The organism is Desulfomonilaceae bacterium, assembly GCA_041662605.1.
Classification (GTDB): Bacteria; Desulfobacterota; Desulfomonilia; order Desulfomonilales; family Desulfomonilaceae; genus CAJBEZ01.
Genome location: JBAZSD010000014.1, coordinates 1 through 26,125 on the forward strand (window position 1 = coordinate 1; position 26,125 = coordinate 26,125).

The 26,125-nt window shown below is 49.4% G+C and carries 21 protein-coding genes; 13 read left to right on the plus strand and 8 right to left on the minus strand.

Going from position 1 to position 26,125, the window contains the following annotated elements; translation table 11 throughout:
• The 7 genes from WC647_11895 to WC647_11925 all read left to right on the plus strand — a co-directional run.
• A partial coding sequence (locus tag WC647_11895) for a hypothetical protein (protein MFA6223005.1) occupies window positions 1–296 on the plus strand: 296 nt, incomplete at its 5' end.
• 117 nt (window positions 297–413) lie between these two features.
• Window positions 414–704: an antibiotic biosynthesis monooxygenase gene (locus tag WC647_11900; protein ID MFA6223006.1), complete on the plus strand. Its 291-nt coding sequence runs from the start codon at window positions 414–416 to the stop codon at window positions 702–704.
• A 199-nt stretch (window positions 705–903) separates the two neighbouring features.
• Entirely contained in the window at window positions 904–1,413 is a 510-nt protein-coding gene (locus WC647_11905) for a ferritin family protein (GenBank protein MFA6223007.1), read from the plus strand.
• Window positions 1,414–1,422: 9 nt separating this feature from the next.
• A complete protein-coding gene (locus WC647_11910) occupies window positions 1,423–2,472 on the plus strand; it encodes a 4Fe-4S dicluster domain-containing protein (protein MFA6223008.1) in 1,050 nt (349 codons plus the stop codon).
• Entirely contained in the window at window positions 2,465–3,352 is an 888-nt protein-coding gene (locus tag WC647_11915) for an FAD/NAD(P)-binding protein (GenBank protein ID MFA6223009.1), read from the plus strand. The genes WC647_11910 and WC647_11915 overlap by 8 nt, the downstream gene beginning before the upstream one ends.
• Before the next feature lie 21 nt (window positions 3,353–3,373).
• Window positions 3,374–4,222 (plus strand): hypothetical protein, encoded by an 849-nt coding sequence (locus WC647_11920; GenBank protein MFA6223010.1) that lies wholly within the window; start codon window positions 3,374–3,376, stop codon window positions 4,220–4,222.
• Window positions 4,176–5,465, plus strand: a complete 1,290-nt coding sequence (locus WC647_11925; GenBank protein MFA6223011.1) for a Ni/Fe hydrogenase subunit alpha — start codon at window positions 4,176–4,178, stop codon at window positions 5,463–5,465. The genes WC647_11920 and WC647_11925 overlap by 47 nt, the downstream gene beginning before the upstream one ends.
• Before the next feature lie 314 nt (window positions 5,466–5,779).
• Here the strand turns inward: WC647_11925 and WC647_11930 are convergent, their stop codons facing one another.
• Window positions 5,780–7,588, minus strand: a complete 1,809-nt coding sequence (locus tag WC647_11930; GenBank protein MFA6223012.1) for a glycoside hydrolase family 15 protein — start codon at window positions 7,586–7,588, stop codon at window positions 5,780–5,782.
• A 504-nt stretch (window positions 7,589–8,092) separates the two neighbouring features.
• Here WC647_11930 and WC647_11935 point away from each other — a divergent pair.
• The gene (locus WC647_11935) at window positions 8,093–8,335 is read left to right on the plus strand and encodes a hypothetical protein (protein ID MFA6223013.1); all 243 of its coding nucleotides are present in this window, start codon (window positions 8,093–8,095) and stop codon (window positions 8,333–8,335) included.
• A 178-nt stretch (window positions 8,336–8,513) separates the two neighbouring features.
• Window positions 8,514–8,936: a DUF488 domain-containing protein gene (locus WC647_11940; GenBank protein MFA6223014.1), complete on the plus strand. Its 423-nt coding sequence runs from the start codon at window positions 8,514–8,516 to the stop codon at window positions 8,934–8,936.
• 236 nt (window positions 8,937–9,172) lie between these two features.
• Here the strand turns inward: WC647_11940 and WC647_11945 are convergent, their stop codons facing one another.
• Entirely contained in the window at window positions 9,173–10,171 is a 999-nt protein-coding gene (locus tag WC647_11945; protein MFA6223015.1) for a 4Fe-4S binding protein, read from the minus strand.
• Between the two features lie 481 nt (window positions 10,172–10,652).
• On the opposite strand from WC647_11945, the gene WC647_11950 reads away from it, so the two are divergent.
• The 3 genes from WC647_11950 (at window position 10,653) to WC647_11960 (ending at window position 14,675) form a co-directional block, all read left to right on the plus strand.
• Window positions 10,653–13,214 carry a pyruvate formate lyase family protein gene (locus WC647_11950; GenBank protein ID MFA6223016.1) on the plus strand — a complete coding sequence of 854 codons (2,562 nt, stop codon included), beginning with the start codon at window positions 10,653–10,655 and terminating at the stop codon, window positions 13,212–13,214.
• A gap of 75 nt (window positions 13,215–13,289) precedes the next feature.
• Window positions 13,290–13,742, plus strand: a complete 453-nt coding sequence (locus WC647_11955; GenBank protein ID MFA6223017.1) for a hypothetical protein — start codon at window positions 13,290–13,292, stop codon at window positions 13,740–13,742.
• 36 nt (window positions 13,743–13,778) lie between these two features.
• A complete protein-coding gene (locus WC647_11960) occupies window positions 13,779–14,675 on the plus strand; it encodes a glycyl-radical enzyme activating protein (protein ID MFA6223018.1) in 897 nt (298 codons plus the stop codon).
• Between the two features lie 44 nt (window positions 14,676–14,719).
• Here the strand turns inward: WC647_11960 and WC647_11965 are convergent, their stop codons facing one another.
• The 6 genes from WC647_11965 to WC647_11990 all read right to left on the minus strand — a co-directional run bounded on the left by WC647_11965 (window position 14,720) and on the right by WC647_11990 (window position 24,962).
• Window positions 14,720–20,668, minus strand: coding sequence for an AAA family ATPase (locus WC647_11965; protein MFA6223019.1), 5,949 nt, complete (start codon window positions 20,666–20,668; stop codon window positions 14,720–14,722).
• Between the two features lie 503 nt (window positions 20,669–21,171).
• Window positions 21,172–21,579, minus strand: a complete 408-nt coding sequence (locus tag WC647_11970) for a transposase (protein ID MFA6223020.1) — start codon at window positions 21,577–21,579, stop codon at window positions 21,172–21,174.
• Window positions 21,580–21,679: 100 nt separating this feature from the next.
• The gene (locus tag WC647_11975) at window positions 21,680–22,249 is read right to left on the minus strand and encodes a flavin reductase family protein (protein MFA6223021.1); all 570 of its coding nucleotides are present in this window, start codon (window positions 22,247–22,249) and stop codon (window positions 21,680–21,682) included.
• A gap of 879 nt (window positions 22,250–23,128) precedes the next feature.
• Entirely contained in the window at window positions 23,129–23,764 is a 636-nt protein-coding gene (locus WC647_11980; protein MFA6223022.1) for a hypothetical protein, read from the minus strand.
• A gap of 401 nt (window positions 23,765–24,165) precedes the next feature.
• Window positions 24,166–24,411 carry a hypothetical protein gene (locus WC647_11985; protein ID MFA6223023.1) on the minus strand — a complete coding sequence of 82 codons (246 nt, stop codon included), beginning with the start codon at window positions 24,409–24,411 and terminating at the stop codon, window positions 24,166–24,168.
• Between the two features lie 17 nt (window positions 24,412–24,428).
• Window positions 24,429–24,962: a hypothetical protein gene (locus tag WC647_11990; GenBank protein ID MFA6223024.1), complete on the minus strand. Its 534-nt coding sequence runs from the start codon at window positions 24,960–24,962 to the stop codon at window positions 24,429–24,431.
• Between the two features lie 695 nt (window positions 24,963–25,657).
• Here WC647_11990 and WC647_11995 point away from each other — a divergent pair.
• Window positions 25,658–26,116, plus strand: a complete 459-nt coding sequence (locus WC647_11995) for a hypothetical protein (GenBank protein MFA6223025.1) — start codon at window positions 25,658–25,660, stop codon at window positions 26,114–26,116.
• Window positions 26,117–26,125 lie beyond the last annotated feature (9 nt).

Below are 26,125 nucleotides of genomic sequence, written 5' to 3' on the forward strand. Positions count from 1 at the left end.
GGTATGCTGCCCTGCCGGTGTCCCCGGTTGCCCAGGGTCCTCCTGAAGTGGTGATCTTTAATCAAGAGTTAAAAGAAGCCACTCGTGTGCTGAAGCAACAGCAGAGGGAAGCTGAGCGGGCCCAGGAACAGTTAATACTTCAGCGCCGTTTAGCCGGGCAATTTGCGATGTTACAGGTCCAGGCTACTGCGCAGCACGCAATAATAGAGCAGTGGAGGAAGGCGCACGCTAGTGAACCCAACTCCTGGTCATCAATGGAGGCGAGAGGGGGCGTTCATAAAAGGCGCTTCCGCTGATGGTTATATTTCTGATCCGAGAAATTGGATTTTTTTTTACGGAACACGTGAACAATTTTTAAGGAAGGCCAAGACAAAAAGGACATCAAACCTGAGGAACAGGAGGATGTATTTAACATGTTTGTAGTAATTATCAGTTTTCCACCAATCAAAGCAGGGAAAGACGCTGACTTTCTTGAGTGGTTTGCTTCGACAAACAAAACGTTTGCAAACTATAAGGGTTTTATTGGTCGCCGCCTCTTGAAGCCTGTGAAAGGCGCCAATTATACCGCCATTGTCGAGCACGAGAGTCAGGAAACCTTCTTGGCAATGCACAACAGTCCCGCCCACGACGATGCCAGCAAGGGGCTTGGGGCGTTGTTCGACGGCCACCCCTCTCCCGAGTTTTTTGAGGTGATCATCGGGTAAGGAGCGCCGAACAGAGAAAGATGCGGAAAGAGGCAAACGAGCGAAGGCAGGAAGAGTAGGCATCTACTTCAACCCTGTCGGTTCAGAATTATGGAGGTCACGACGAGCAATCCGCTTTATGCGAAGTTGGTGAATTTTGGCGTAAGGTTGAAGATGAAATTTTAGCCAAGTGTCGGCAAGCCGCTGAGGGAGAAAACCTATGAAGTATCCTCTCTTCCGTGCCGGAGAGATCCTGGATATGGCCATCCAGATAGAGCGTCAGGGGATAAGATTTTATGAAGTGTGCGCATCATCAACATTGCAGCAGGACGTTTTGGAGGTCTTCCGGCGCTTGATAGAGCAAGAACGTCTACATGTCGATATCTTTTCTCGTATGAAGGCAGGACTCGTCGATTACCCGCTTCCTGAAACGTACACAGGGGAAATGCGCAGCTATGTGGATAGCCTCGTTCGGGATCAGGTATTTTACCAGACGGCGGAAGCCTCTCGGAATGCCTCCGACATCAAAGATCCGTTCAAGGCCATCGAGTTCGGTGTCGGCTTTGAGAAACGCTCAATACTCTTTTACTCCGCCATCAAGGAAGTGATTCGTGATTCCGAGACCAATGTAGTTGACGACGTGATTAACCAGGAACATGGTCACATCCGATGGCTCCTTCGGTTACGCCAAGAATTGGAGCAAGGGCAAACCGAACAAGAGCAAGAGTAAGGAGTGGGCATGCAAACCTATGTAGTCTCACATGAAGATTGGAGCCTTTTCCTGGATCGTATCATGGAAGACTGGACGGTCGTCGGGCCAAGGCAGAGGCCGGATCAGCCAGGGTTTCACTATTTCGATCAGGTGAAAGGTCCGCTGGATCTGACGCTAGACTACACAACCACAACGATCCCCCCCAAAAAAGTGTTTTTCCCTCCGACAGAGAACCTGTTCCGCTTCACTGAGGGCAATCCGCCGTCAATAGACGTCGTCTGCGAGACAACCCCGTTCCTTCTCATCGGTGTTCATCCTTGCGATCTGGCGGCGATAGACGCTTTAGACGCTGCATACTCATGTCCCCCAGCCGAGATGCGATGGGCCGTACAAAGAAAACGAGCAACCATTATCGGCATTGATTGCCTGCCTGATGAGTATTGTTTTTGCGCTTCAATCGGAACCAGCGAATCCCGCAAAACCTGCGATCTGTTTCTGACACCGATCGACGGCGCCTATTTCATCGAGATACACACGGCGGCCGGTGAAAAGACGCTGAAAACTGCCCGAAAAGTTCCGGCGCAGGCCCGGCACTTGGAAGAAGTCAAGCGCTGGCGTTCGGAAAAAGTTGCACGTACAACCGCTTCGTTGGATTCGCCGATAGCCGAATTTGCAGACATTCTTGACCGTGGTGGGCTGACACCCGTATGGCAAGAGGTTGCGTCACGGTGTTACAGTTGCGGATCGTGCAACACAACCTGTCCCACCTGTTTCTGTTTCAGCATGGACGACGAATTCGACCTGACGCTTGCAGGCGGTGTAAGGAGACGTTCATGGGATTCTTGTCAACTGCTGGAGTTCGCTCTTGTTGCAGGCGGACACAACTTTCGTGGAGAACGTTGGCAACGGGTGAGGCACCGTTGGCACAGGAAATTCCTATATCTGTACAGGAGGTTGGGCCGTCCTTATTGCACCGGTTGCGGTCGATGCAGCCGCGCGTGCGCCGCAGACATCAATATAGTGGATGTTTCCAATCAACTCATAAGCTATTCCCAAAAAGGGGGTCACAATGCCTGAAAGTGTCTCCAAGAGACCCGATCTAGGCCAAGGTGTGTTCTATAAGCCGGAATTGGCGAAAGTCGTCAGGGCATACCAGATGAGACCCACTGAAGCTTTCCTGGAAATAGAACTAGCTGACGGCCGCCCATTGAACCATCAGCCCGGACAATTCGTCATGGTATCCGTATTCGGCCACGGCGAAGCCCCGATATCAATTTGCTCTTCTCCGTCTCAGGAGGAAAGCTTTGAAATCTGCGTCAGGGCAGTGGGCAATTTGAGTAGAGCCGTCGACGCTGTGTGCGCTGGCGATTGGCTCGGCATCAGGGGGCCCTACGGCAGAGGCTTTCCGGTCTCTGAGATGAGAGGTCGAGACGTCCTTGCCATAGCTGGGGGCATCGGTTTGGCTCCTCTCAGGTCTCTCATAACGTACGTGCTGGATAACCGCGAAGATTACCGCCGTCTTATCGTGGTTTACGGCGCAAGAAGCCCTTCCACCCTTCTTTTTCAGGATGACATGGAGCAGTGGTCCAAAGCTCCGGACGTGACGGTATACATTACCGTGGATCAACCGGATGACACATGGAAGGGGAGAACGGGCGTATTAACATTGCCTCTTCGAGAAATAGAATTTAATTCCGGCAAGGGCATGGTGGTTGCAGCAGTCGGGCCTCCCGTGATGTACCGATTTGTTGCGATGGAATTGCTTGGAAGGGGACTGAGCGAGGATCAGATATACTTCTCGCTGGAAAGGCAATTCAGATGTGGGATCGGGAAATGTGGTCATTGCCAGCTTAACGACGTCTATGTATGTCAGGACGGACCGGTGTTCCGCTATTCTGAACTCCTGGGCCGCACGGAAGCCGTGGAAGCTTGGGCGCCTGAAAAGGATCAGGATTAGGGCTTGCAAGGGAGCAATCTCATGAAGGGAAGTATCAAGCCTCGTGTAGCTTTCTTCGACTTCGCCTGTTGCGAAGGGTGTCAATTGACTGTTCTGCAGCTTGAAGAAAAGCTGCTGGAAATGCTCAATCATGTCGAAATAGTGGCTTGGCGCGAGGTCATGACAGATGAAAGCCAAGACTATGACATAGCTTTTTGTGAAGGAAGTATAACGAGACACGAGGATGTAGACCGCATAAAACGAATTCGAGAAACAGCCAAGACCCTCGTGTCTCTCGGAGCGTGCGCCAGCATCGGTTGCCACAATGCGCTGAAAAACACTAGACCAATGGAAGAGATGCTCAAAGTTGTATACGGCAGTGAGTGGCGTCACTTCGAAACCATGCCTGCACGCCCGATTACTGCGGTCGTCCCCGTTGATTATCAGATTCAAGGATGTCCTGTCAGCTTGCCTGAATTCTTGACAGTATTCAAACACATCATCACAGGACAAACCTATTATCCGCCAAATCAGCCGGTGTGCGTAGAATGCAAGCTTAATGACCATCTCTGCGTGTACGAGAAAGGTGAGGTGTGCCTTGGACCGCTCACCCGCTGCGGATGCAATGCGATCTGCACCGCCTACGGGGATCCATGCCGGGGATGCCGTGGCTTCATGGATCAGGCCAACCTCGAAGCCACAGCGATGGCTCTCTCCCGTGAACGGCTCCACTCGATTATGGATGTGGTAGCGAAAAAGCATCCTCTCACAGCAGAGGAAATCCTGGACAAATTCTCGATATATAACAATTGGCCGGAATTGGGACGTAAGGAGTTTTCCAGTCATGGCGAAGGACGCTCAGATAAAATTGCGCCACATGACAAGGGTTGAGGGACACGGCGATATCATCGCTGAGATTAAAGACGGCAGCCTGGTGGATGTTCGATTTGCCGTAGTTGAAGCGCCACGTCTCTTTGAAGCGTTCCTGGTGGGACGGACCTATGACGAGGTTGTTCATTGTGCGCCCAGGATTTGCGGAATCTGTTCGGTTAGCCACAAGTGCGCTGCCCTGAAAGCGACCGAAACTGCTCTGGGTGTAGAAGTCACCGAGCAGACGCTTTTGCTGCGGCGGCTCGCTTTTCACGGAGAAGTTATAAGCAGTCATATTTTGCATATCTACTTTCTGGCGGCGCCTGACTTCTTCGGTGTCTCCAGTGTATTTCCACTAGTTGAAACCGCTCCGGACGTCGTGCGGCGAGCTATGCGCATGAAAAGGCTCGCATACGACCTGTGCGACGTTACGCTTGGAAGGCATACACATCCGGTAGCGATGACTATCGGTGGTTTCAGCTTTGTACATTCGGAGAAGAGGCTTGCCGCGATGAGAGATCGCCTGGTGGATGGCCTGGAAGATATAAAGGTTACCGTAAAGCTGTTCAAGACCGTAGATTACCCTAAATTCGAGCGTGAAACTGAGTACGTTTCCCTCAGGAGCCCCACGCGCTACGCCTTTTATGATGGTGACCTGTTCTCCAGCGATGGCGAATGCGTGCCAGCCGGCAGGTACCGCGATTACATCCATGAGCGGGTTGTTCCTTATTCCACCGCCAAGCACGCTTCCTGGAGTCGGCCGCAGTACATGGTGGGAGCCTTGGCTCGTGTCAATAACAACCACGACCAACTCAGTTCTCTCGCCTTGGAAGCCGCCCATGATCTGGGAATTACCGCGCCATGCTTCAATCCGTTTGCCAACACTCTCGCGCAGATTGTCGAATGCGCCCATTGCCTGGAGGACAGTATTCACATTATAGACATGCTACTTGAGCGGGGAATAAGGGCCGGAGAAGAGCAGGCTGCGGTTTCGCCTCGTGAAGGAAGAGGAGTAGGAGCTGTAGAGGCCCCTCGCGGCACTCTGTTTCACGAGTATGAATACGGCCCAAATGGCAAATGCCTGACGGCTAACCTGGTTATTCCCACCGCACAAAACCTGGCAAACCTCGAAGCGGATATGCGAGCGTACGTGCCTGCGATTATCGAACAAAGCGAGGAATCCATCACCCATCAGTTGGAAATGCTGGCACGAGCCTACGATCCTTGCATTTCCTGTTCTACACACATGATTTTGGCTATGTGAGGTTTGAAACGATCAGTTCTTGTTTTCCGCTGGACCGTTACGTATCGGAGACGACCTTCCTGCATCTAAGCGCCATAGATAGCTATATGAATAAGGAGGCGGACTATGGATTGGCAAGCGCTCATCAGTTTCGCAGTTGTGATATTTGCGGTAGCCGGCTTCTTTTTCCTGGCGCGAACGCTATGGTCGATATGGCGAGCGAAACAAATATTGAAATAATTCTATGATTTCCCTGAGGCGCACTCCACGGACCGGGGTTGTCTCAGGTCCATGATGGCTTTAGCCATTGTTCATGGTTTGACTGCGGCCTTGTCTCACTCCATTTCCGCAAGGGCTACCGCAGCCTGGATAAGAGACAAATGCGTTAACGCCTGGGGGAAATTTCCGAGCATCTCATTGGAAATAGTGTCGTATTCCTCTGAAAACAGACCCAGGTCGTTGCCGGTAGCCAGGGCACGCTCAAAGATCTCGCATGCGTGGTCTCGTCGGCCCTGACGAGCCAGGCATTCCGCAAGCCAGAAAGAGCAGGGCAGGAAAACCCCTTCAGAGCCCGGCAACCCATCGTCGTAGGGGACATAGCGGCGCAGTAGACCGCCTTCTTCTAGCTCCTCCCACACAGCGTCGGTGGTACGGATCATGCGTTCGTCATTGTAATCCACGAAATCACAGCCAGGGAGCAAAAGCAGGGACGCATCCATAACGTGATGATCAAACGCCTGCGCAAAAGCTCCCCGGTTCGAGTCGTAGCCTTTTGTTTCAACAGCCAAGCGCACCTTATCTCGTGTTTTTTTCCATTTATCCAAGGGGGCTTGACGACCGGTTTCCTCAGCCAACTTGATTCCACGATCCAGGGCGTTCCAGCACTTCACTTTGGAGTATACGAAATGACGGGGCTCACCGCGCAGTTCCCAGATGCTACGGTCCGGGCGCTGCCAGGATCCGACGACAGCATCTACCACTTCAACAAGAAACTCCCAGTAGTCGTCGTCAGGGGATTCGCCGCGGTTGTGCCATCGGTAAGCGAGATCCAGCAGGTCACCGTAGGTATCCAATTGACTCTGTCTCCAAGCGTCGTTCCCCACCCGTACTGGCTTGGAACCACGATAACCTTCCAGTCTTGCGATTTCGTTTTCAGGGAGCCAGCGTTCCCCGCCAAGCCCGAAAACTATCTGGAGTTGGTCGGCGCTCGCTGCGCTCCTTTCAATAAACCGGCGAAACCCGTTGGCCTCTTTCACATAGCCGACTTCCGCCAAAGAATTCACCGTGAAGCAGGAATCGCGAATCCAGGAGAAGCGATAGTCCCAGTTGCGGCAACCACCCTGATGTTCAGGTAACGAAGTAGTGGCTGCAGCGGCTATGGCCCCGGTGGGCGCATTGGTGAGACCCTTGAGGATCATGGCCGACCGTTTGGTTTGGCCCGAATATTGGCCTTTGAATCTGCCCTTGTTACACCAGGAGCGCCACCATGAGATAGTCCCTTCCAGACGGCCGCTCAGTTCGTCTTCGCCCGGAATCTCCACCAGCCCTTCGTCAATGTCCTCCGGCTTCCTGAACATGATAGACAGGTAGGCCCGTGATCCTTTCTCCGTGACACATGAGCCCTCCAGCTTATGGCGATATTTCAGTTCCAGATGAGCGTTACTGGAGATCACGAGCCCGTGGCTGCCGCCGATGGCGAGGAAATTCCCACGTTCGTCCCTGCGAATCCAAGGTCTCACCGCTCCATAGCCAAAACGGGGTTCTACGTCTATCCTAAGTTCCACCGTCCCTTTCACTCCATCTATAGACCGGAGAATCTGCTGATACGGCTCATGTTGTCCTCCCTCACGCATGGTGAAGCAGTCGCGGACGCGGGCTTCGCCATCGTCTGTAATAAAGGTAGTTTCGAGAATCATCGAGGAGTCCAGGTATTGTCGTGTAGCTTCGAATTTTTTCACCGGGACAATCTGACAGTATCCTCCGTCGCGCCAGTCTAGAATGCGGCCGAAGCAACTTGCGGAGTCCATTCTCGGCGTGCAGAGCCAATCAATAGACGCAACGCTGGATACCAGTGCGCATGAGTGGCAGTCCGCTATAAATCCGTAATCGGCAATGGGTGGGTATACGCTGGTAATCATTTGCATAATGTGCCCAATCCTTTCTATTGCGAACCAAGATGGCAGCCTTCTTCAACAATCGGAAGAGGTGGTTTTGTCAGTTACTTGAGCCGGAATTATGCGGCTGTCCTGACATTTGTATAGTCTTCGGGCCGCTAACCTGTAAAGCAATATCCTGAAAATCACTGTTGATTTTCTGCCTCTTTCTTCTGTGAGATCAGTCGTTTCTATAAGCCGCCTTCGGCATTTGCCGGTAAATGGTCTGCGAGCCGAATGACCGACTTTAGGGAACTCCCGGGCTATGCTTCTACACCACATCGCCTACTATGCGAGGCCTGTCTTGAGTTTGCGTGTACCCAAGTTTATCCTTAATATATAAGAATGGCGCATTAAAGCCCTGATGGCGCAATATCTTTAACAAAGATCCAGAATGGGACTTTCTGAACCATAGATCCCATGAGGACGCTGAGACCTGATTACAGATCATTAACCATGGTCCGTTAGCCCATCATTGTTGAAGGAGGGATTAAGATGATAAATCAGACAGATCGCGACGGAACAACGGAAACGCTCGTCAAAGAGATTGACGCACAAATAGAAGAGTTAACGCAATGCGCTAGAGACGCGGCGCCTGAACTGAGAAAAGAATGCGAAGATAAAATTAGCTTACTGATTGCCAATCGCGAGGGTATTAGGCGTGGGTTGCTGCGGCTTAACGAAGCGGGGGAATTATGCTCATCGTGTCCATCGGAGCAAGTCGAACATCTTGGGTAAGTGAAGATGAAGACAGAGTTCACCAGCTCAGGTCACGAGGCTCGGCCCAGTGGGAGCCCGATAAAATATCATTGGGCTGTAAATTAACACATGTGAAAAAGAGTAGGAAGATGTGTTGCAAAACGTGTCTCCGGGTGACTTTGGAGGATAACACCCGGAATACGTTTGAGAAACACGGTTGGGTAAAGTTCTAGATCGTGCAGTCGTTTTCCTGAAGGCAAGAAAACCTGTGATAAGAATAAAGCGGATTTATGATGCCCCGTCCCGGAATGATGGCTATAGAGTACTGGTAGACAGACTCTGGCCACGGGGTATAAACAAACAAAAAGCCGGGATTGACATATGGCTGAAAGATGCTGCTCCCAGCGATGAATTGAGGAAGTGGTTCAACCATGATCCTCAAAAATGGGGTGATTTCAAAAAGAGATATTTTGCCGAGTTAGAACACAAACAAAGGATATTGGACCCTGTCATTGAAAAGATCGAGGAAGGCGTGACCCTTCTTTATGGAGCGAAAGACGAGCAACACAATAATGCCGTGGCGTTAAAAGAATATTTAGAAAAGAAAGTGGAGGCTAAAGATGAAACAAGTATGGATTGAGTTCAAATAGAAAATGGGATTGACATCCAGCTCGTTTTTTAGAATAAGCCGCCAACCTAAAATAAGCGGAATCTTATTTTAGGTTCAAGGCAAGACGCATGAAACGAACGCTCCAAGGGCATTATGTGACGGCGCCGACAGTAGGTGAGAAGGTTCAGGCCTTTGTCGCTGCGCCGCTGCCGCCACTCCCTCCCATCGACTGACCGCCGCTCAGAAATGCAACTGAAGTTTTTCCCCTAGTTAAAGAACTTTTCCGGGACAAAATCGGTCCCTCTGGTTTCCACCATACTTATAGCTTCGGTGGGACATGTAACCTGACACAGACCGCATCCCATGCATTTGCTCGCGTCCACAAAGGTGGGTTCATTTTCTTCTGCGACTATCGCCCCAAAGTAACATCTGTCGACACATGCGCCGCATGACGAACAAAGATCCGGATCAACCTTGGCTGCGAATCGGCTCGGTTCTATAACACTGATGCTGTGTTTAATGAGTATAGGCATGGTCTGACAGCAACAGGGGCAGCAATTACAGATAAACTGATCGACATTCTGTTTATTCATGACGACATGGATTAAACCGTCTTCTTCCGCTTTGCGCACTATGTCAAGGGCTTCTTGCTTGTTCAATCGTCTTCCGGTTCCACGGGCTATGTTGTATTCGGCTCCTTTGTTTATCTGGAGACAGGCTTCCAGGGTCCTGTCACATTTGTGGGCGGTCAGGCGGCAAGTGCATTTTGTGACGGATATCACATTAGCCTTTTCGATAATTTCACTTACATCTTCAAAAGCCAAAACATGGGTTTTCGCCTGAATTGTAACCCCGACGGGAATAACCCTTGTGAAGGGACGAGGGAACATTTTGTTGAAATTCTTTGCAATTTCAGGCCACTCGAGTTCCATGAATTCCTGCCATACATCGAGGAATTCCTGGGGAGCTTCCGGCCACAGAATAGACGCGTCATGGAACTGAATAAGGTCCCGAGACATTTTGTACTTCGGCGGATCGGATTTTCCGGAAGGGAATACCACCCCTTTAATAAAAAGAGTGTGCAACATTGAGGAAACTTCAGATTCCGTCAAATTTAACTTTTTTGCCACCTCAGGAGGCGTCCCAGGTAACGCCAGAAGCAGTTGAGCTTCCTTCAAATCAGCTATGATCTGGAAAAGTTTCGCTATCCTGTCCGATTGACCCAGGCCGATTCGAGTCGCCAGTTCACCGTATATGGATTCCATTACTAATCCCCTTATATAGACTTTCGAGGCCCCAAACCAAAAAGGCTACCGGAAGACCCCCGTAACCTCTCTCAATAATTGACAACGGGGAGAGGATTTGAACCTCTGGGTTAGGACACCGGGTAATTGGTCATCTCCCGTGCCCTGAGCGCATACACCCTGGTTTTGAATACCAATATATCATAACCAAGTCAATTTGTTCCGGCAGAAAAAGGGCAACCGATCTTGAGAGCTGAAGGCCTATGACGTGACTGGCCTAACAGGTTAGCTAAGTGAATCCATCTACCTTAACATTTTAGAGCAGTTATAAAATAGATCATTTCCTTTATGAGACTTTCCGACTGGCAGCTTTACCCGACGTCCATATTGACATATCTGATCTTACAACATTTACTCATTGAAAATATCTTGCCTTCTTTGATACCATTTACTTCAAGTTAAGGATTTCAAGGAGTTTTGCGACCAGGGGAGGATAGCGCTCATGAACCAAGTTACCCTCGGTGACGTTTCTCTGAGAGGAATCAGCCTTGACCAATATGATGAACTTGGAAAAATGCGAGACGCATACTTCCAAGCGGTCCCCGAAATTTGTATCGAACGCCCTTGTTTGGTTACCAATTTTCACCTGGAAATGGGTTTGCTTGATCAGCCGAGGATCTCAATCCTGGACAAGGCCCGTGTGTATCGGAAGGTTCTTGAAGAACGTGAGCCTATTGTTTCCCACACATCGGCGCGCGACCACAATATGCGCGAGTTCTCCATTGATGACACATCTCCATTTGCCGGATCCACCACAAGCAAGTTCAAGGGAGTCCTGCTCCACCCTGAACTGCTGGCCCTGGCTATGTGGTCTGAACTGAACACCGTTTCGGACCGGTCTCAAAACCCTTTTTTCATTGACAAGAATGATATTGAAACTTTGACTCTTGCTATTTTTCCCCATTGGCTGAAAAAGTCCGTGTGGGAAATCACAAGGTATCGCGACTATCCAGGTCAGTTTCACACGATTACATCTCGCGAACCTGACAATATGACGCTTCTTCAGAATGCGGTCTTTTTCATTACAAGCAAAGTGCTGTGTATATCGCACGCTATACCTGATTTTTCAAAAGCTCTGGACTCTGGTCTTGGCTCGATGATTGAGGAGGCTATACGTAAAGAACACGAAACTTCGGATTCGAGCAAGAAGCAGTTTTACCAGGCGGTGAGAGAAACGATGGAAGGTATTATCTCCTATTCCACGAACCTCGCGAATCAAGCCAGGGAAGACTCCAAAAGGGCCGATATCGATCCAGCCGAAAAGTCCCGTCTTGAAGAAATTGCCCAGATCTATCGAAACGTGCCGAAGAAACCGGCGCGAACCTTTCGAGAGGCCTTGACCACAGTGTGGATATGCTGGACCGCTATTCATCTTGAAAACCCAAATGTTGGGATGAGCCTGGGGCGTTTGGATCAGGTCCTTTATCCATATTACAAAAGAGATATCAGTTCCGGAGCGCTGACAGTTAGAAGAGCGATAGAATTGATTTGCTACCTATGGCTTAAAATTGGGGATCACGTCCCGATGATGCCGGAAACAGGTGAGCAGCTTTTTGGGGGAACAGGCTCCAATCAGGCCATCACCTTAGGTGGTGTGGACAAAAACGGAAATGACGCAGTAAACGACCTCACGTACATCATGCTCAAGGCGACTGAATTGATGAGGTTGAGGGACCCTAATCTGAACGCAAGGTATCACTCTGGAAAGAATTCCGACGAATATCTGAAGAGGATTACCGAGGTCAATATCAAGACAGGGGCCACTCCAGCCATACATAATGATAGGGCTGTATTCAAGGCGCTTCGTTCCAAAGGCCATTCGACGGAACAGGCCTGGGATTACGGCATTGTCGGCTGCGTGGAACCCGTGAGCGCTGGAAGGACCTACGGTCACAATGCCGCGATCATCCTGAATCTAGCGTCAACTCTTGAAATGGCGCTGTTCCAGGGAAAGCACAGGCATACCGGTAACAAGCAAATCGGCCTTCAAACGGACAATCCCGCCATCTTTAATGATTACGCACAGTTCTGGGACGCCTTCAAGCGCCAGACTGAGTGTCTCATAGACCGGGCGGTTGAACTGAACAATCAGTTTGGCAAGACCCACCAGGATTTTTATCCTACTCCAATCCTGTCAGCCTTCTTCGAAGGTCCGATGGACAAGGGCGTGGATCTGATCCAGGGTGGCGCTACGATTAACAGCTCAGGAGCGGCAATCGTGGGTTTCGCTGACGTAGTGGATTCACTTGCCGCGATCAGGAAGTGGGTGTTTGAGATTGATGATAACCAAAAAATAAGTTTCCCCAGACTGCTTGCAGCTCTCAGTAAGGATTTTGTTGGAAACACACACGAAGCTATTGGAAAACTGCTTTGGAATCAGAATAAGACTCCCAAGTTCGGCAATGAGCATCCGGTCGCGGATCAGATTGCACGGGACGTTGTGACAATGTTGGATGAGCAGTTCGGATGCAGGGTCAATTACCGCGGTGGCCATTATCGAGTCGGATACTGGACCATGACCATTCATGCAGCTTTTGGTAAACTCACCCAGAGTCTTCCCAACGGCCGCAAGGCTCGTCAGAACTTTGCCAGCGGCATTACTCCAGTTTCCAATGTTACGCCCTATTTGAGCAAAGCCCTTGGTTCAGTGGCGCAACTTCCGGCCGAAGCTCTTTCCAGCGGAGTGGCGCTAAACATCAAATATACTCCGGAAACAGATGTGGTTCTTATGCGGGATAACTTTGCGGCTACGGTGAAGGCTTTCTTCAGTAGTGACTTTGGTGGTCGTGATGGAGGCTTTGAAATTCAGTTTAACATAGTGTCACGGGAAACATTAAAGGCGGCTCAAAGGAGACCTGAGCTACACGGTGATCTTCTCGTAAGGGTCTCGGGCTACACAGCCTATTTCCGGGATCTCAATCCCCAGATGCAAGAGGAGATCATACAGCGTACAGAGTATCTCCTGTCCACCGGCAATGCGCAGCATTGCATCGAAATCTCCTAGTTCGAGTCGTGAGAAGACGGGTTTCTCAAGGACCATTTCTCGCCAAGATATTAAAATCCCTAAAGAAGGAGAAAAATGTCCATTCTAGATGAATTTCAGGCCATAGTGGGGGAATTGAGCGCAGACATCTCGGACCGCACCCTGGAAACACTTCTTAATGGAATGAGTTTGGCCTTTAGGATATCAGAGTCCGGCATTGGGAAAATCCTGGGTCTGGACGGCTATAGCAGGAACATCGAGAAGCCATTCAGCGCAGTTTACGTGTTTTGCAATGAAGACGAGGAGGTGGAAGCGACAGCCCGCTTTCAGAATGGAGAAATGCTGGTTTTCGATGATGGGGCTAAACAGTGGGATCTTAAGGTAAGTTTCAAGGATGTAAAAGCGTTCTGGAAATTTATACTTTCGGGGGGTGATGATATCGTGGATTCAATACTGGCTAATGACGTAGAGGTATATGGTAACGTCAACTACCTCCACAAGTTCGGTTTCATGGCCAAGGATCTAATGAAGAGATTGGGGCTTGCCTGAGGATTTCAATCTCCTTTCGATGTTTCGATTTTAGACGTGACACAACTGCCTCTAATAATTGATATCAAGCGGTACAGTTTCGAGGATGGCCCAGGGATACGCAGCGTCGTCTTTTTCAAGGGTTGTCCCATGAGATGCGTATTCTGCCACAACCCTGAATCCCAACAACTCGGACCGGAAATCGCATTTTCGAGCAATCTGTGCATCAAGTGCGGGGCCTGCGTGGATGTCTGCCCGCAAGGAGCTTTGGACGAGTTACTCAGCGGCCGAATTCTCAGAGACAAATGCAACTACTGTGGGAAGTGCGCGGATGTCTGTCCGACCGACGGCCTAAGACTCATCGGCAAGTATTATTCGGTGGAAGCCCTCACGGAGGTACTGCTCCGTGATTTCGAGTACTACCGCCACTCGAATGGCGGAGTAACCCTTTCAGGGGGAGAATCCACTCTTTTCCCTAGCTATCTTGAACTTCTTCTCAAGGGCCTCAAGGCAAAAGGAATCCACATAGTCCTCGAAACATCGGGATATTTCAACTATGGCGCCTTTCGACGCAAGATCTATCCATACCTCGACCTTATTTATTACGACATAAAGTTTGTCGATAACGCAACTCACCTAAAGTATTGTGGACGACCTAACGGAATCATTCTCAGGAATTTCCGCGAGTTGATGACAGAGGGCAAAGTTGATATCCTCCCTCGCATTCCTTTGGCGCCTGGCGTCACGTTGACCGAGACAAATCTTGGGGGAGTGGTGGATTTCTTGCGCTCATCCGGCGCAAAGACGGTGGCGCCTATCTCTTACAACCCGATGGGGCTTTCAAAATTCGAAACCCTGGGTAGACCGAAACCCAACCTGCCCGAGAGGTTCATGACGCCGGAAGAAACCAGCCAAGCCTACGAAATCTTAAAAAGAAGCTCTCTGTTCCGATAATTCGGTTGCTTCACAATGGGGGCAATGTCAAAGACAATTCATAATCATGTCTTGATTGTCGCTACGCGCCGTATCATTTCAAACAACACTGGAACATCAACAGGCTTCGCCAGTACTCCATCTATGCCGGATTCGTCCATTCTTTCCCGGTCAAAAGACTGTCCACCCCATCCTGTTAACAATACAAAAGGAGTCTTGGGAATCCCTTTGTCCCGGCACATAGATCGGACCATGGCGCCCACCTGCCAACCACTCATTCCCGGCATTCCCAGGTCGCAAAGCACAAGATCCACATGACGCTGTCTGTAGAGATCAATTCCCTGGCTGCCTGAAAATGCTGTCAGGACAGTTTGGCCATGTCCGGTAAGCAGATCGTGAAACAGAGTCACCAGCGCCTCTGTATCATCAATGACCAGGATTGTCAGCTCAAGGTCACTGATCGTTTCAGGAGCAAGAAAAACTTCTTCGTGGGGCGCCTCGGCAAGAGGAAGTTTGACGGTGAAAGTTGTCCCGATTCCAACCTTGCCGGCCACTGAGACTATGCCACCGTGGCTTTTCAGAATCCCCTGACTGACCGCTAGCCCTAAGCCCGTTCCTGCCGCCCCTTTAGTAGTCCAAAACGGCTCAAACAATCTTTCCTTGTCCGCTTCGGAGACCCCCACGCCGGTATCCCGGACTTCAAGGATTACGTGATCTTCAACTACAGAGGTGGTGATTTTTATATATCCGCCTTTCGGCATTGCTTCAGCCGCATTCTTGATGAAATTTACCAGTACCTCGAAGAGTTCGCTGTCTTTTCCGGAAATAAAACAGCCATCGGCGAGATGGTGTTTCATTTCTATTACGATGCCCTTCTTTTCAAGGTTGGTCTTCCACCACGGGCGACTTATTTCGGAAGCCTGTCTCACGACTTCAGACAAATCAAATGTCTTTTTTTCAGGGGATTTGTCATCAGCTCTAATTTTCGCATAACTCTGGAGTCGTCTGACGGTGTCCGAGCCAAGTTTTGAGGAATCAAGAATGCGTTCGAGATTCTTCCTGATTTGGCCGGTTTTCCCGGATTCGAGATCAACGAGAGCCAACTCGACTCCGGCCATCGTTACCTGGAGCATGTTATTGAAATTGTGGGCTACTCCGCCGGCTAGGTCTGCTATGGCGTTCAAACGTTCGGTTCGGACGTGAAGGTCCGCGGATCTCTTAAGCTCTGTTATGTCGGTCAAGAAGCTCAGCGTCGCAGGACTGTCTTCCCATGTGACAACCACCGAGTTGATCTGAACCCAAATCGTAGTTGAGTCTTTTCTAACAATTCTGAACGGATAAATGTTAGGCGCAGGCTCCCATTCCAGACGATCCAGGAGTCGTTCCGTGACCAAATCCCGGTCTTCCGGATGGACGAAGTCAACAAAGGGTCTGGATAACAATTCTTCAGACGAGTACCCGGTGAGACCCATGGTCCTGGGATTCAAAAATTTGAAATCACCGTCCTGAATGACAAAAATGGCTTCCTGGGCATTCTCGAATAAGGACTTATATCTTTCGGCGGTCTCGTCAAGGGCCTTGTACAACCTGGCGTTTTCTATAGATATCGCAGCCTGAGCTGAGAGTACTTTCAACATTTCTGCACGGCCTGCTGTGAAAACGCCTGTGGCCTGATTGTTTTCCAGGTAAAGTAGACCCGACAATCGGCCGGTGGCCATTATAGGGAGACAGAAAACCGATCTGAGTCCTCTTTGTAATACGTATTCATTGTGAGTGAATGGGCCTTCATTTCCGGCGTCACTCAAAAGCACCGGTTCCTTTGTTCGTGCGACATAGTTCACTATTGCGGAGGACACTTCCCGACTTTCTTCAACTGGAACGGGTCTGCGTTCATACTGCGCCCCGTGCTCTGCGTCCGCAGAAGCTTCTATGGTGAGAGCCCCTTCTTTATGTAATATCAGAAGCCCTCGTTCAGCTCCGGCGACCTCAATCACTATCTTCATAAGTTTCCTGAGTAAATTCTCAAGAACGATTTCGCCGGAAATCATCTGGGAGGCTCTGAGGACCGCTGCCAAATCGAGGGTTTCATCAGAAATGGTAGTGTCAGAAACTGTCAAAAGGGGAGTTTTTCCCAGCAATTGGGAATAATTGTCTTCTATGTGATTGACTTTCGCTTGCGCTCCCCAACGGGAGTAACAATATCGAGCCTGCTCCATGTGCGCTTTTGCGCTAGCCAAATCCTGCCTCGACAAGTAGAACATCCCCGCTCTCTCGTAGGCGAGAGCCTCTTCGTTGATATAGCCACTATCCCGAGCAAGCGAGATGGCTTGACTATAATGATCAGCAGCCTCACTACCTTGCCCCAGGACTCTTAATCGCTCGGCCTGCGCCAGATGGAACTTGTGCAAAAAATTGGCCGGCGCCGTCTGACTCCACTTCTTGAGTTTCTTTAGATCAACCATGACTTTGTTCAATATGGAGCGCCGATGTTTATGGTCCGATTGTGAAAGGATCTCAATACGCGCGAGGGCGCTATAGAAGGCCACCACAGGAACAAGCACGGTCGCTCGACCGCCATCCAGATATTCTTCCGCCTTTTGGCCGTTTTCGATGGCGTCGTGATAGTTGTAAAACAGGTAGCACAGGCGGAGCTTTTGTACAAATGTGGTCAGAGCGATTGCCCTCTCATTGGACTTTAATAACTCCGGCAATGTCTCTTCTTCATCATAGGCCTGGCCAACCAGGCGACAGGGATTTTCCGAATGCCCCATCATATTAAGTAATTCCTGGTGGTAAACCTGTATTAAATAGGCGGGGAATTTTTGTCTCAGTTTGCCGAGCGCATCCACATACCGGGTCATTTTTTGCCCAAGTTCGGCAAGATCCTCACCGGCGCCGAAAGAGTGAGTGCAGAAAAAAGCTGCGGAAAGAGAGGCGTATTCAATGTCTCCAAGTTCAAGACCGGTCTGAAAACCGTCCTCAAGATATTTCAGGCCGTCCCTGAGGGGCTTACACCAGAGAAATATGAGAGCGTGAACTGCAAAATTTACCTTTGTATACTGACTTTTGAGGTCAGGCCGTTGTATGAGTTTGAGAGCAAGTTCCCCAAACCTGTGTCCTGACTTGATGTCACCAATTATCGAACAGAGAATCAACCCGTATCCGGCATAGACAAAGGCTGATTGCTGCGTGCTGCCATGTCTCACCGAGAGACGCACCATCCTGAAAAGCATGAGCAGAAACAAATTTGGGACCACGGAATAGGCGGCGGAAACAACTGTTTCCATAATACGCATCGCCCCGAGCTTTTTCTGATCACGCATTTCCGGGAGGTTTTCAATTTCCTCAATTCGTCGCCCACTCAGAGCCAACTTTGTCTTAACAAAGTCGGCGAACACCTGCACCTTACTCGGGTTGTCGGGGAACTTCTCGCCGAGTTCAGCCAAAAGGGGCAACGCAATCTGAATTGCCGCAGCCCTGTCGTTAAGAGCTATGAGAGCCCGGATTTGCATTTCGTACACTGGAACCTTCTCTTCCAGTCGCCGAGCGTGTTTGGTAACAATTGACGTCAATCGTCTCACATCGTCAAATCTGGTAGTTATGTAGGCTGCTTCAGTGGCCTCGATACACAGCCCCAATGTTAAGTCGTAGTCTCGCTGCCAGCTATCGTCTCCCAGTACCATTAGACCAGTCTGGAAATAAGTGAAAGCAGCTTCATACGCCCCTGATACCCTGGCTTTTTTTCCTGCTTCCAGGTTCATATCCGCGAGTTCACTCTTCTCCACGTCAGACACGATCAGGCTGGTCGCTAAATTCATCTGGTTGACGGCCTCGAAGATCGTATTGCCCAGAGGATCTCCAGAAGTCCTGTGAATCAAAACCTGGCCTATATGTTGGTGAATCGCAGGCCTTTCCTGCTCGGGAACCAGTGTATACGCCGCAAATTGGATTCGATCATGGGCAAACCTGTAGTCAATGCTCGTGTCTTGATCATGAATCGGAACATCGAGTTCAAGCAATTTGTATCCTTCACCTATGGGATATATGAGGCCTTCTGAAACGCTTGACTTGAGAGCAAGGACAACGTTTCGGGGTGATTCGCCGGTAGCCCAAGACAGCAGGTGAATCCCGAATTCCGTTCCAATACACGCGGCTATTTTCAACAGATCCTGATTGGTCGACGGCATTCTCCGGATTTTTCTTACCATGAGATCAACAACGTCATCCGGAATCTGATGGTGTTGAATACGTTCCAAATCCCATCGCCAGGCGCCGAGACGAAAATCGAACTCAACCAGCTTCTCTTGATAAAGGGTTTGAAGAAACTCTTTCAAAAAAAACGGGTTACCGGCCGTCTTTTGTTGGACCAATTCAGCCAGGGCTTTGGAAGCAACCGTCCGGCAATGAAGGATGTCCGCAACTAATTCGGAGACCTGTTCGAGTCCGAGGGCTCTCAGGTGGATACGGTTGATGAGGATGCTCGCTTTTTGAACCGCCTCCAGGGTAATTAACAGAGGGTGGGATGAGTCGACTTCCTTGTCACGATATGCCGCAATAAGGAAAATGCGCCTTGTGTCGGAATCCGTCATTAACAATTCCAGCAATTTGATCGAAGACGTGTCTGCCCATTGAATATCATCCAGGAAAATTACGATGGGGCGCTCACTATTAGACAAGGCGCGCATGAATTTCTGAAACACGATGCGAAAACGGGCCTGAGCCTCTATGTGTCCTAATTCTATGACCTCAGGTTGCGGCCCAACAATGAGTTCAATTTCTGGTATGACTTCGGCTATGACCTGGCCGGCGTTTCCCAGAGCGGCAAGGAATCGCGATTTCCAGTCTAAAAGACTTTCCCTACTTTCGGTCAATATCTGACTCACAAGCTCTCGACAGGCAGCGATCACTGCGCTATGAGGAATATTTCGACCGAACTGGTCGAATTTTCCAGAAACAAAATATCCGCGTCGCCCGGTAACGGGCCGGTAGACCTCCTGTACTAACGCAGTCTTTCCGATGCCGGCTTCTCCAGTGACCAGAGTGATTTCCTTTCCACCTTCAGCGACACGGGTAAACGCAGCTAGCAAACTTTCCGTGTCCGCATCTCGACCATATAACTTTTGTGGGATTTCAAATCTCTCTGGAACGTCTGAACAGGCGAGTTTGAAAGTCTGGACCGTTGCGTGTTCACGAATCCGGCGCAAACAAATCTCAAGATCCGACCTGATGCCCAAAGCGCTTTGATACCGGGACCCTGGGTTCTTTGAGAGAAGTTTCATGATGACATTGGAAACAACCTCAGGGAGCGCAGGATTGATTTTGATTGGAGACTTTGGTGTTACGGCAATATGGCTGTGAACTAATTCGAGAGGGTCACTTGTCTCGAATGGGAGTTTCCGGGTGAAAAGTTCATATAGCGTTACTCCCAAAGAGTAATAGTCGGTCCGGTAGTCGATGTGACAATTCATCCGGCCGGTTTGCTCCGGAGACATGTATGGCAGGGTTCCATCCAGAATGCTCGGGTTAACCAGAGTAGTGTCTTCGTGGGCCATATCAGTGGAAATACCGAAATCTATTATTTTGAGTATTCCAGAATGGAGATTCACGACTATGTTCGAGGGGTTGATATCCTTGTGAATCACATGAGCGGCATGGATCTCGCCAAGGCCGGCGCAGATTTGGATTGCCTTGGCCAGAGATTCTTCCAGACTGAACTCAATTGATTCCATCAGAAACTTGAGCGATTCTCCCTGAATGTCTTCAGTAATCAGCACGAGACCATTCTGATATTTCTCCAGCCCGTATACCTGGATTACCCCCGAAAGCCCCTGTAACGCACGGGCAATTCTGTATTCGTTCTTGTATTGAGCGATCTCCTGGGGCCCTGGGCGCTTTTTGGCGTGTAGTTTTAGAACTACAGGATCTTTACCCTCATTACGGACCGCTCGATAGATTTCCGAGATGTGGCTTTCGTAGATCTTCCCGATAATCTCATAGCCTGTGATATTGATCATGGGTGTCCCGATCTGCGTTCGCTAGGTCTATGCGCTGAAACTGGTCCTGCCCCAAAAAGCGGGGCGTCAGCAGGGAAGGCGAGGACCTATTTATAATTTTTCCGGCTGAAAACCCTATTTTAGCGGGGGCTAGATCCTAGGGCTGTAGCCAGATAAGATGTTGGGGTGGAAATGAGGTTTCCAGTTCGGCTATCGACCAACTCGAACTGAGACATTACACAGTGAAATGCTTTGAGCCGGAATGCCGGTACTATAATGCTTAACTTTATCAGATCTATGAAGATTTCATATTAGATTATGAGGCGAAACTTGTCTATGACTAATTCACTGACTAATTCACTAACAGGAGATTGTTGTTGCCAGGGGGCGAGATTTTCCCTGGCCCAGACCGGCGGTGTGGCCTCGCTGTGACGGTGATCTAGTCTGGGGTCACGGATTCGTGTCTCCTTTTTTTACGGTTTTGTTGATGCGGTTTTATTGCGACGGTATCGGTGTCCCGATTGTTATTGTGGGTTGCGGTTGCGCCCATCGCAAAACATCCCCCTAGCATACATGGAGATGATTTTGTCATCGAAGCCCTTGAAGCGCCTCTCACTCTTGGAGACAATGATCGGATCGAAGGTTGAATTGCGATCCCGGGGAACACTGATGTCCTTTTGGCCAAAATCACCATTGAGCTTTTTGTTATAGCTGCCGTTTCTGTAATTCCCCGAGTTTTTACCCAAAGACGCATGCCTGTCATAACCAAGGTTTTCGCTCATCTCCGCCTGCATCGGTCGTTCCAACAGGCGCTTGGTAAGTTGCTTTAGTAGACCGTTTTCTCCTATTAAATCTTCCGGTTTCTTGTAATCTCTGATCAGTTCAAAGTAGTTCCTCGGTAATGGCCATCTTCTTGCTCCTTTGTGCTGGATTTAAACCGCATTTGGCCATTTACACAAAAGATTTTGCAGCTTCGCACAGGGCAGCCGCATCCGATGGAATAGGATTTGCTCTTAAAGGGTAATCGAAAGACTATTTTAGGTCCTTTCCTATCGAGAACGCTTTGCCAAGACGCCGACCGACGCCGTAATAACCCCGGGAAGTATCAGGGGCCCATATGAACGGCTTGATCTTGTCGATTTCAAGTCCATTTTCTCCCACAACCGTCTCGTCTGCCTTTATGTCCAGAATTTCACCTATGAACTGTGTGTGGATGCCAATTTTGTGGTGATGGATGACCTTACATTCCAGAGCCAATGGAAATTCGGCCACATATGGAGCGTTCACCACGTCGCTTTTCACCGGAGTAAGTCCGGTCACCGCAAATTTGTCGGTATCTTTCCCCGAGGCTATACCGATGAAATCAGCCTGCTTCACGTAATCCTCCGAGGGAATGCTTATCGTGAACGCTTTCTGTTCCATGAGATTACCGTAAGTGTAGGTTGCCTCTCGAACTGATATTGAGACGCAGGGTGGAGCGGTGCAGCAAATCCCACCCCAAGCGACGGTCATAACGTTGGGCTTGCCGGCCTTATCGTACGTGCCCACTATCAAAACGGGGGTAGGATAGAGAATGGTTTTGGCTCCTATAGATTTTTTCATGACATTCCTCCTGATGGTCGGGTTACAAGTCTGCCGGACAGAGCGCTGCCCGATGTTGGTTCTGTCTTTAATCTGTTTAGCTGAGCACAAAACGTGAGAGATTTCAAACGGAATTATCGTCATTATACTATCTCGCGCTCACAGGCAGTATATTCTAATTTTTTGAGGAACCATTTAGTTTTCCTCCGTTCTGTCCACCTCGTGTAAACAGATTCAAACCGCATCTTCCGAATCTCCTGTAACACCTCTGTCTGGCGCATAAGCCAACTCCATAGTGACTTATTAAACCGGACAAATTATGTGCTATAAAATAGGACATTCTATTTGCTCCCTACACCTATCCAGTAAAAGATCATGGACCTCAAACCCCGATATATGGCCCCATGATCCAGGGCATCCTAAGAAGATTCAATATAAAGATAAAGCCGGAAGATTTCTGGAAAGAGTAAAACTATACCTCCACAGATTGCTTAATCCTCCAATTCAGTATGACCGATGGACAGCTCTCTCCATTCATAGGGGAGTCAAAAAGCTATTCTTCATATTTGTTGAGTCAGGTTTATTGTCCACGGGACCAAAGTGTTCTTGAACAGAGGTGGATGGGCCCCAAACAAAAAAAGGCTACTGGAAGAACCCTGTAACCTCTCTTAATATCTGGTAGTGGGGAGAGGGATAAGAACCCCTTAGCTTTGGGTCATGAGCCCAAAGAATGCTAGATGCTCCTGATGTTCCCGGCTAACAGCGGGATGAATGATGATAATATCCTGTTGCGGGGGAGGCGGGATGTTGTCCTCTGATACCGAATCGCAGGCCGGGAAACAATCTATGCAGCTCGACATATACAACCAAGGCATTCTATCGAGCTGTTTATCTACAACACTAAAAGAAACAAAAAACTTTTTGTCGAAATTTTCTTAAATTCGAATCCCAGGAGCGCAAAAATAACGGAATGGCGGCATTATAGCGCCTGGCTCCAGCGTAAGCTGAACGAGCCCAACGATTTGCGGCTCTGAACAAACCATCCGGAAACTCTTCTTCGGCGTTCGGATAATCTGTGGGGGCAAATTCTTTAAGTTCGTCTTCATAGATCCAGAGAACATCGCCAACCCCCTGCTTTATTCCGACGACATCGAAATTATATCCCGTTTTTCCATCCACATCTTTCAGAACACGCTCGCCATTCCAGTAACCTGCGGCATAACCACTTTTCGTAGCGTGGGAATCGGCCATTAAAAACATATAGGCCATACCCGGCTCGGCGCCAACGCAGTCTACGTTCCAGAGATCAACTAGATCCGGTCCTAGAGTATAAATCCCTAGATCATATAAATCGGGAGCAGTTTCGTGAGTTTCACCATCCCAGAAGGCCGCAGGGCATGGAATCCTCAGAGCTTGTTGCGCCCACCGTGACGCTGCCAGCATAGTGCCTTGAGCCGAGTTCTCACCGTGAGCCACGTTGAACTGACCGTATTCTTTTAAGACATCCGAACTGACGTTATATAGAGCTAAGGGCATATCTAACTCCTCTACAGCAATGAACCGTCCATTTGGAACAATTGAGCGCTACTTTTAAGCGGAAACTGCCTATTTAGGCTGTTGGACTCTATTCGGGCATAAGAATTCAGTAAACTTCATCAAGATTTCTTCTGTCAAGGCTCTAATAGGGTCACTCACAACTGCAAAACTCAAAACAGGAATGTTAGCCCCTCACCAAAACGGCGCTCTACGAATTCCTGTCCTTCAATAAACGGAATAGTCTTATCAGGAAGTGTTTCTGCCTTTTCTTCGATCAATTCTGAAATTGTGACCGATGCAACTATAATTCCATGGTCGCCAGGCCCCATCGCCCGTGCTGGTTGTCAACCACATTATCATGGAGTTCTCCCTGAACAGGATAGAAATGTTTGACATTAAAATTAGATTGACGCTATCGGATACAACCTTGGAAACCATCGTTCAACTGCGTCAATCGGGAACGAGAGAATAAGAGGGCTGTGGGTGGTATCGGATTTCAGGTATCCCTTTTTAAGGAGGCCGGAGGTGACGTTTCGCGCCATGCGCTCACCGTAACCGGTGATCTCTCCGACTCGGCCACGCGGCACCTCCCACGCCAGCAGGGCTTCGCGTAGTACAGGAAATGAACCTTTGGGCAGATTCTTCACCTGCATTTCCTCTTCGATTACAGAAAACGAGGCAGCTCTTCGGCGTTTGGCGGAATATGTCTCCCCACTTGCGCCCATCCTGTTCGCAGTTCACCAGGGATCACACGCAGCCGTTCGCCAGTGTCCGGATTTTGAACCCAAAGCAATTCTTCCGGCAGGCGTTGGCAAAACTCGCGGTGCAGCCAGACAAGGTAATCAACGCTTGTCGTCTCAACCTGCAAATCTTTGTGATGATCGATGAGCCGCTGAACTTCTATATGGGCAACGGCTTCGCGTTGAAGCGCCCTCTTCCCCGCATCAGTCGAATAGTCGGCATGAGACAGGGCGAGGTCAATATCGCGGGGGTGCGTATCATGTCCCTCTATGAGGTTGGAGTAATAACAGTTCATTGAGCGGACAAGATCGCCCAGGCCCCGTCGCACTGTCAGGGGCAGTTGGCTCGCTAAGCCACTGGCCTTCGTTGCCATATCAAAGGCGAGGTCTTCGAGTCTACTCTCACCATCCGGCGGCAGCATCGGTTCCATCAATGTTGCGCTTTCTGTGGCTTTCATACGATATATTCTTTCCCCTATTGCCGTCTCGGCTGAAAGGCATTTTGATCTCTCTATCTGATGGCTGTGACATCGTGCTTTCTGCTTTTCGGTCATGCATGAAATATCTTTGCAGCGGGTTACCCCCTCCGAACCGTACGTGCGGATCTACCGTATACGGATCCCCGATTGGTGGTTCACATCCTGGAGGATTGACTGGCTACAGCATGGGTTCCAACAAAAGAGATCACCCCCTGTGAATCCCAGAAACGATTATACTTGTGTGCGAATTCACACTGGTTGTATGTTGATTTGGCCCACAAATTTTCATTGGGGATCGTGAGCAGGCTTTAGACAAATAAGCCCACCATACCCGTTTAGAAGATCAATCAGATATCAGCATCGTAACTATCTGAATAGTATGGATAAACATCCCATGAATGCTAAAGAGACAAGGATACAGGAAATTATAGAAGGGGTTAAGCAATATATAATACCGCTTTTTCAGCGCACTTACAGTTGGACGGAGAAAGAATGGGAAATTTTGCCGTTTAAATATTGAACAACCACAATTTCATATAAGATCAATATTCTATCTGTTGCCAACACCCACAAAGAGCGCCAATAACGCTGGACATCAATGAGTTAACCTTTTATTCTATATTAGAAATCGTGCCGGCCATTCCTTAAAATGTCCAATGTGCGGGAGAATTCTCATGAGTCTGGAAGACAAACTGAAAAGGCTTACCGAAAGGGCCGCAGAAGAGAAGGTGAATGGGGAAAGTCTCAGGTCCGAATGGATCTCAGCGGTCGGTGATCTATACGACGATGTTGAGAGTTGGCTGAAGCTTTGGAAAGAAAAAGGCTATCTCACGGTGACACGAACTCCCATACTCAAGTCGGAAGAACCTTTGGGAGATTACGTGATTGATACTTTGGAAATAACCGCCGGTGATGAGACGGTCGTGTTCGAGCCGTTCGGGAGGAATGTCATAGGTGCGCTCGGGCGAATAGACGTGTACCTCAGGGGATTCAAATCTGATGCTCAGTTGTTGCTCCGCTTGAGAAACACGGAAGGATTACATCGATGGGAACTATGGAAAACTAAGTTTTCTGGACCCAAGTTCCCGTTCGACAAAGTCTGCCTTGAGAAACTCCTAGATGAGTGGTTATAGTCGAGGGGA

Bases quoted from the DNA above. Each gene is read 5' to 3' on its own strand.
- WC647_11900 (MFA6223006.1), top strand. From the start codon at position 414: ATGTTTGTAGTAATTATCAGTTTTCCACCAATCAAAGCAGGGAAAGAC.
- WC647_11905 (MFA6223007.1), top strand. From the start codon at position 904: ATGAAGTATCCTCTCTTCCGTGCCGGAGAGATCCTGGATATGGCCATC.
- WC647_11910 (MFA6223008.1), top strand. From the start codon at position 1,423: ATGCAAACCTATGTAGTCTCACATGAAGATTGGAGCCTTTTCCTGGAT.
- WC647_11915 (MFA6223009.1), top strand. From the start codon at position 2,465: ATGCCTGAAAGTGTCTCCAAGAGACCCGATCTAGGCCAAGGTGTGTTC.
- WC647_11920 (MFA6223010.1), top strand. From the start codon at position 3,374: ATGAAGGGAAGTATCAAGCCTCGTGTAGCTTTCTTCGACTTCGCCTGT.
- WC647_11925 (MFA6223011.1), top strand. From the start codon at position 4,176: ATGGCGAAGGACGCTCAGATAAAATTGCGCCACATGACAAGGGTTGAG.
- WC647_11930 (MFA6223012.1), bottom strand. From the start codon at position 7,588: ATGCAAATGATTACCAGCGTATACCCACCCATTGCCGATTACGGATTT.
- WC647_11935 (MFA6223013.1), top strand. From the start codon at position 8,093: ATGATAAATCAGACAGATCGCGACGGAACAACGGAAACGCTCGTCAAA.
- WC647_11945 (MFA6223015.1), bottom strand. From the start codon at position 10,171: ATGGAATCCATATACGGTGAACTGGCGACTCGAATCGGCCTGGGTCAA.
- WC647_11950 (MFA6223016.1), top strand. From the start codon at position 10,653: ATGAACCAAGTTACCCTCGGTGACGTTTCTCTGAGAGGAATCAGCCTT.
- WC647_11955 (MFA6223017.1), top strand. From the start codon at position 13,290: ATGTCCATTCTAGATGAATTTCAGGCCATAGTGGGGGAATTGAGCGCA.
- WC647_11965 (MFA6223019.1), bottom strand. From the start codon at position 20,668: ATGATCAATATCACAGGCTATGAGATTATCGGGAAGATCTACGAAAGC.
- WC647_11975 (MFA6223021.1), bottom strand. From the start codon at position 22,249: ATGAAAAAATCTATAGGAGCCAAAACCATTCTCTATCCTACCCCCGTT.
- WC647_11980 (MFA6223022.1), bottom strand. From the start codon at position 23,764: ATGCCCTTAGCTCTATATAACGTCAGTTCGGATGTCTTAAAAGAATAC.
- WC647_11990 (MFA6223024.1), bottom strand. From the start codon at position 24,962: ATGAAAGCCACAGAAAGCGCAACATTGATGGAACCGATGCTGCCGCCG.
- WC647_11995 (MFA6223025.1), top strand. From the start codon at position 25,658: ATGAGTCTGGAAGACAAACTGAAAAGGCTTACCGAAAGGGCCGCAGAA.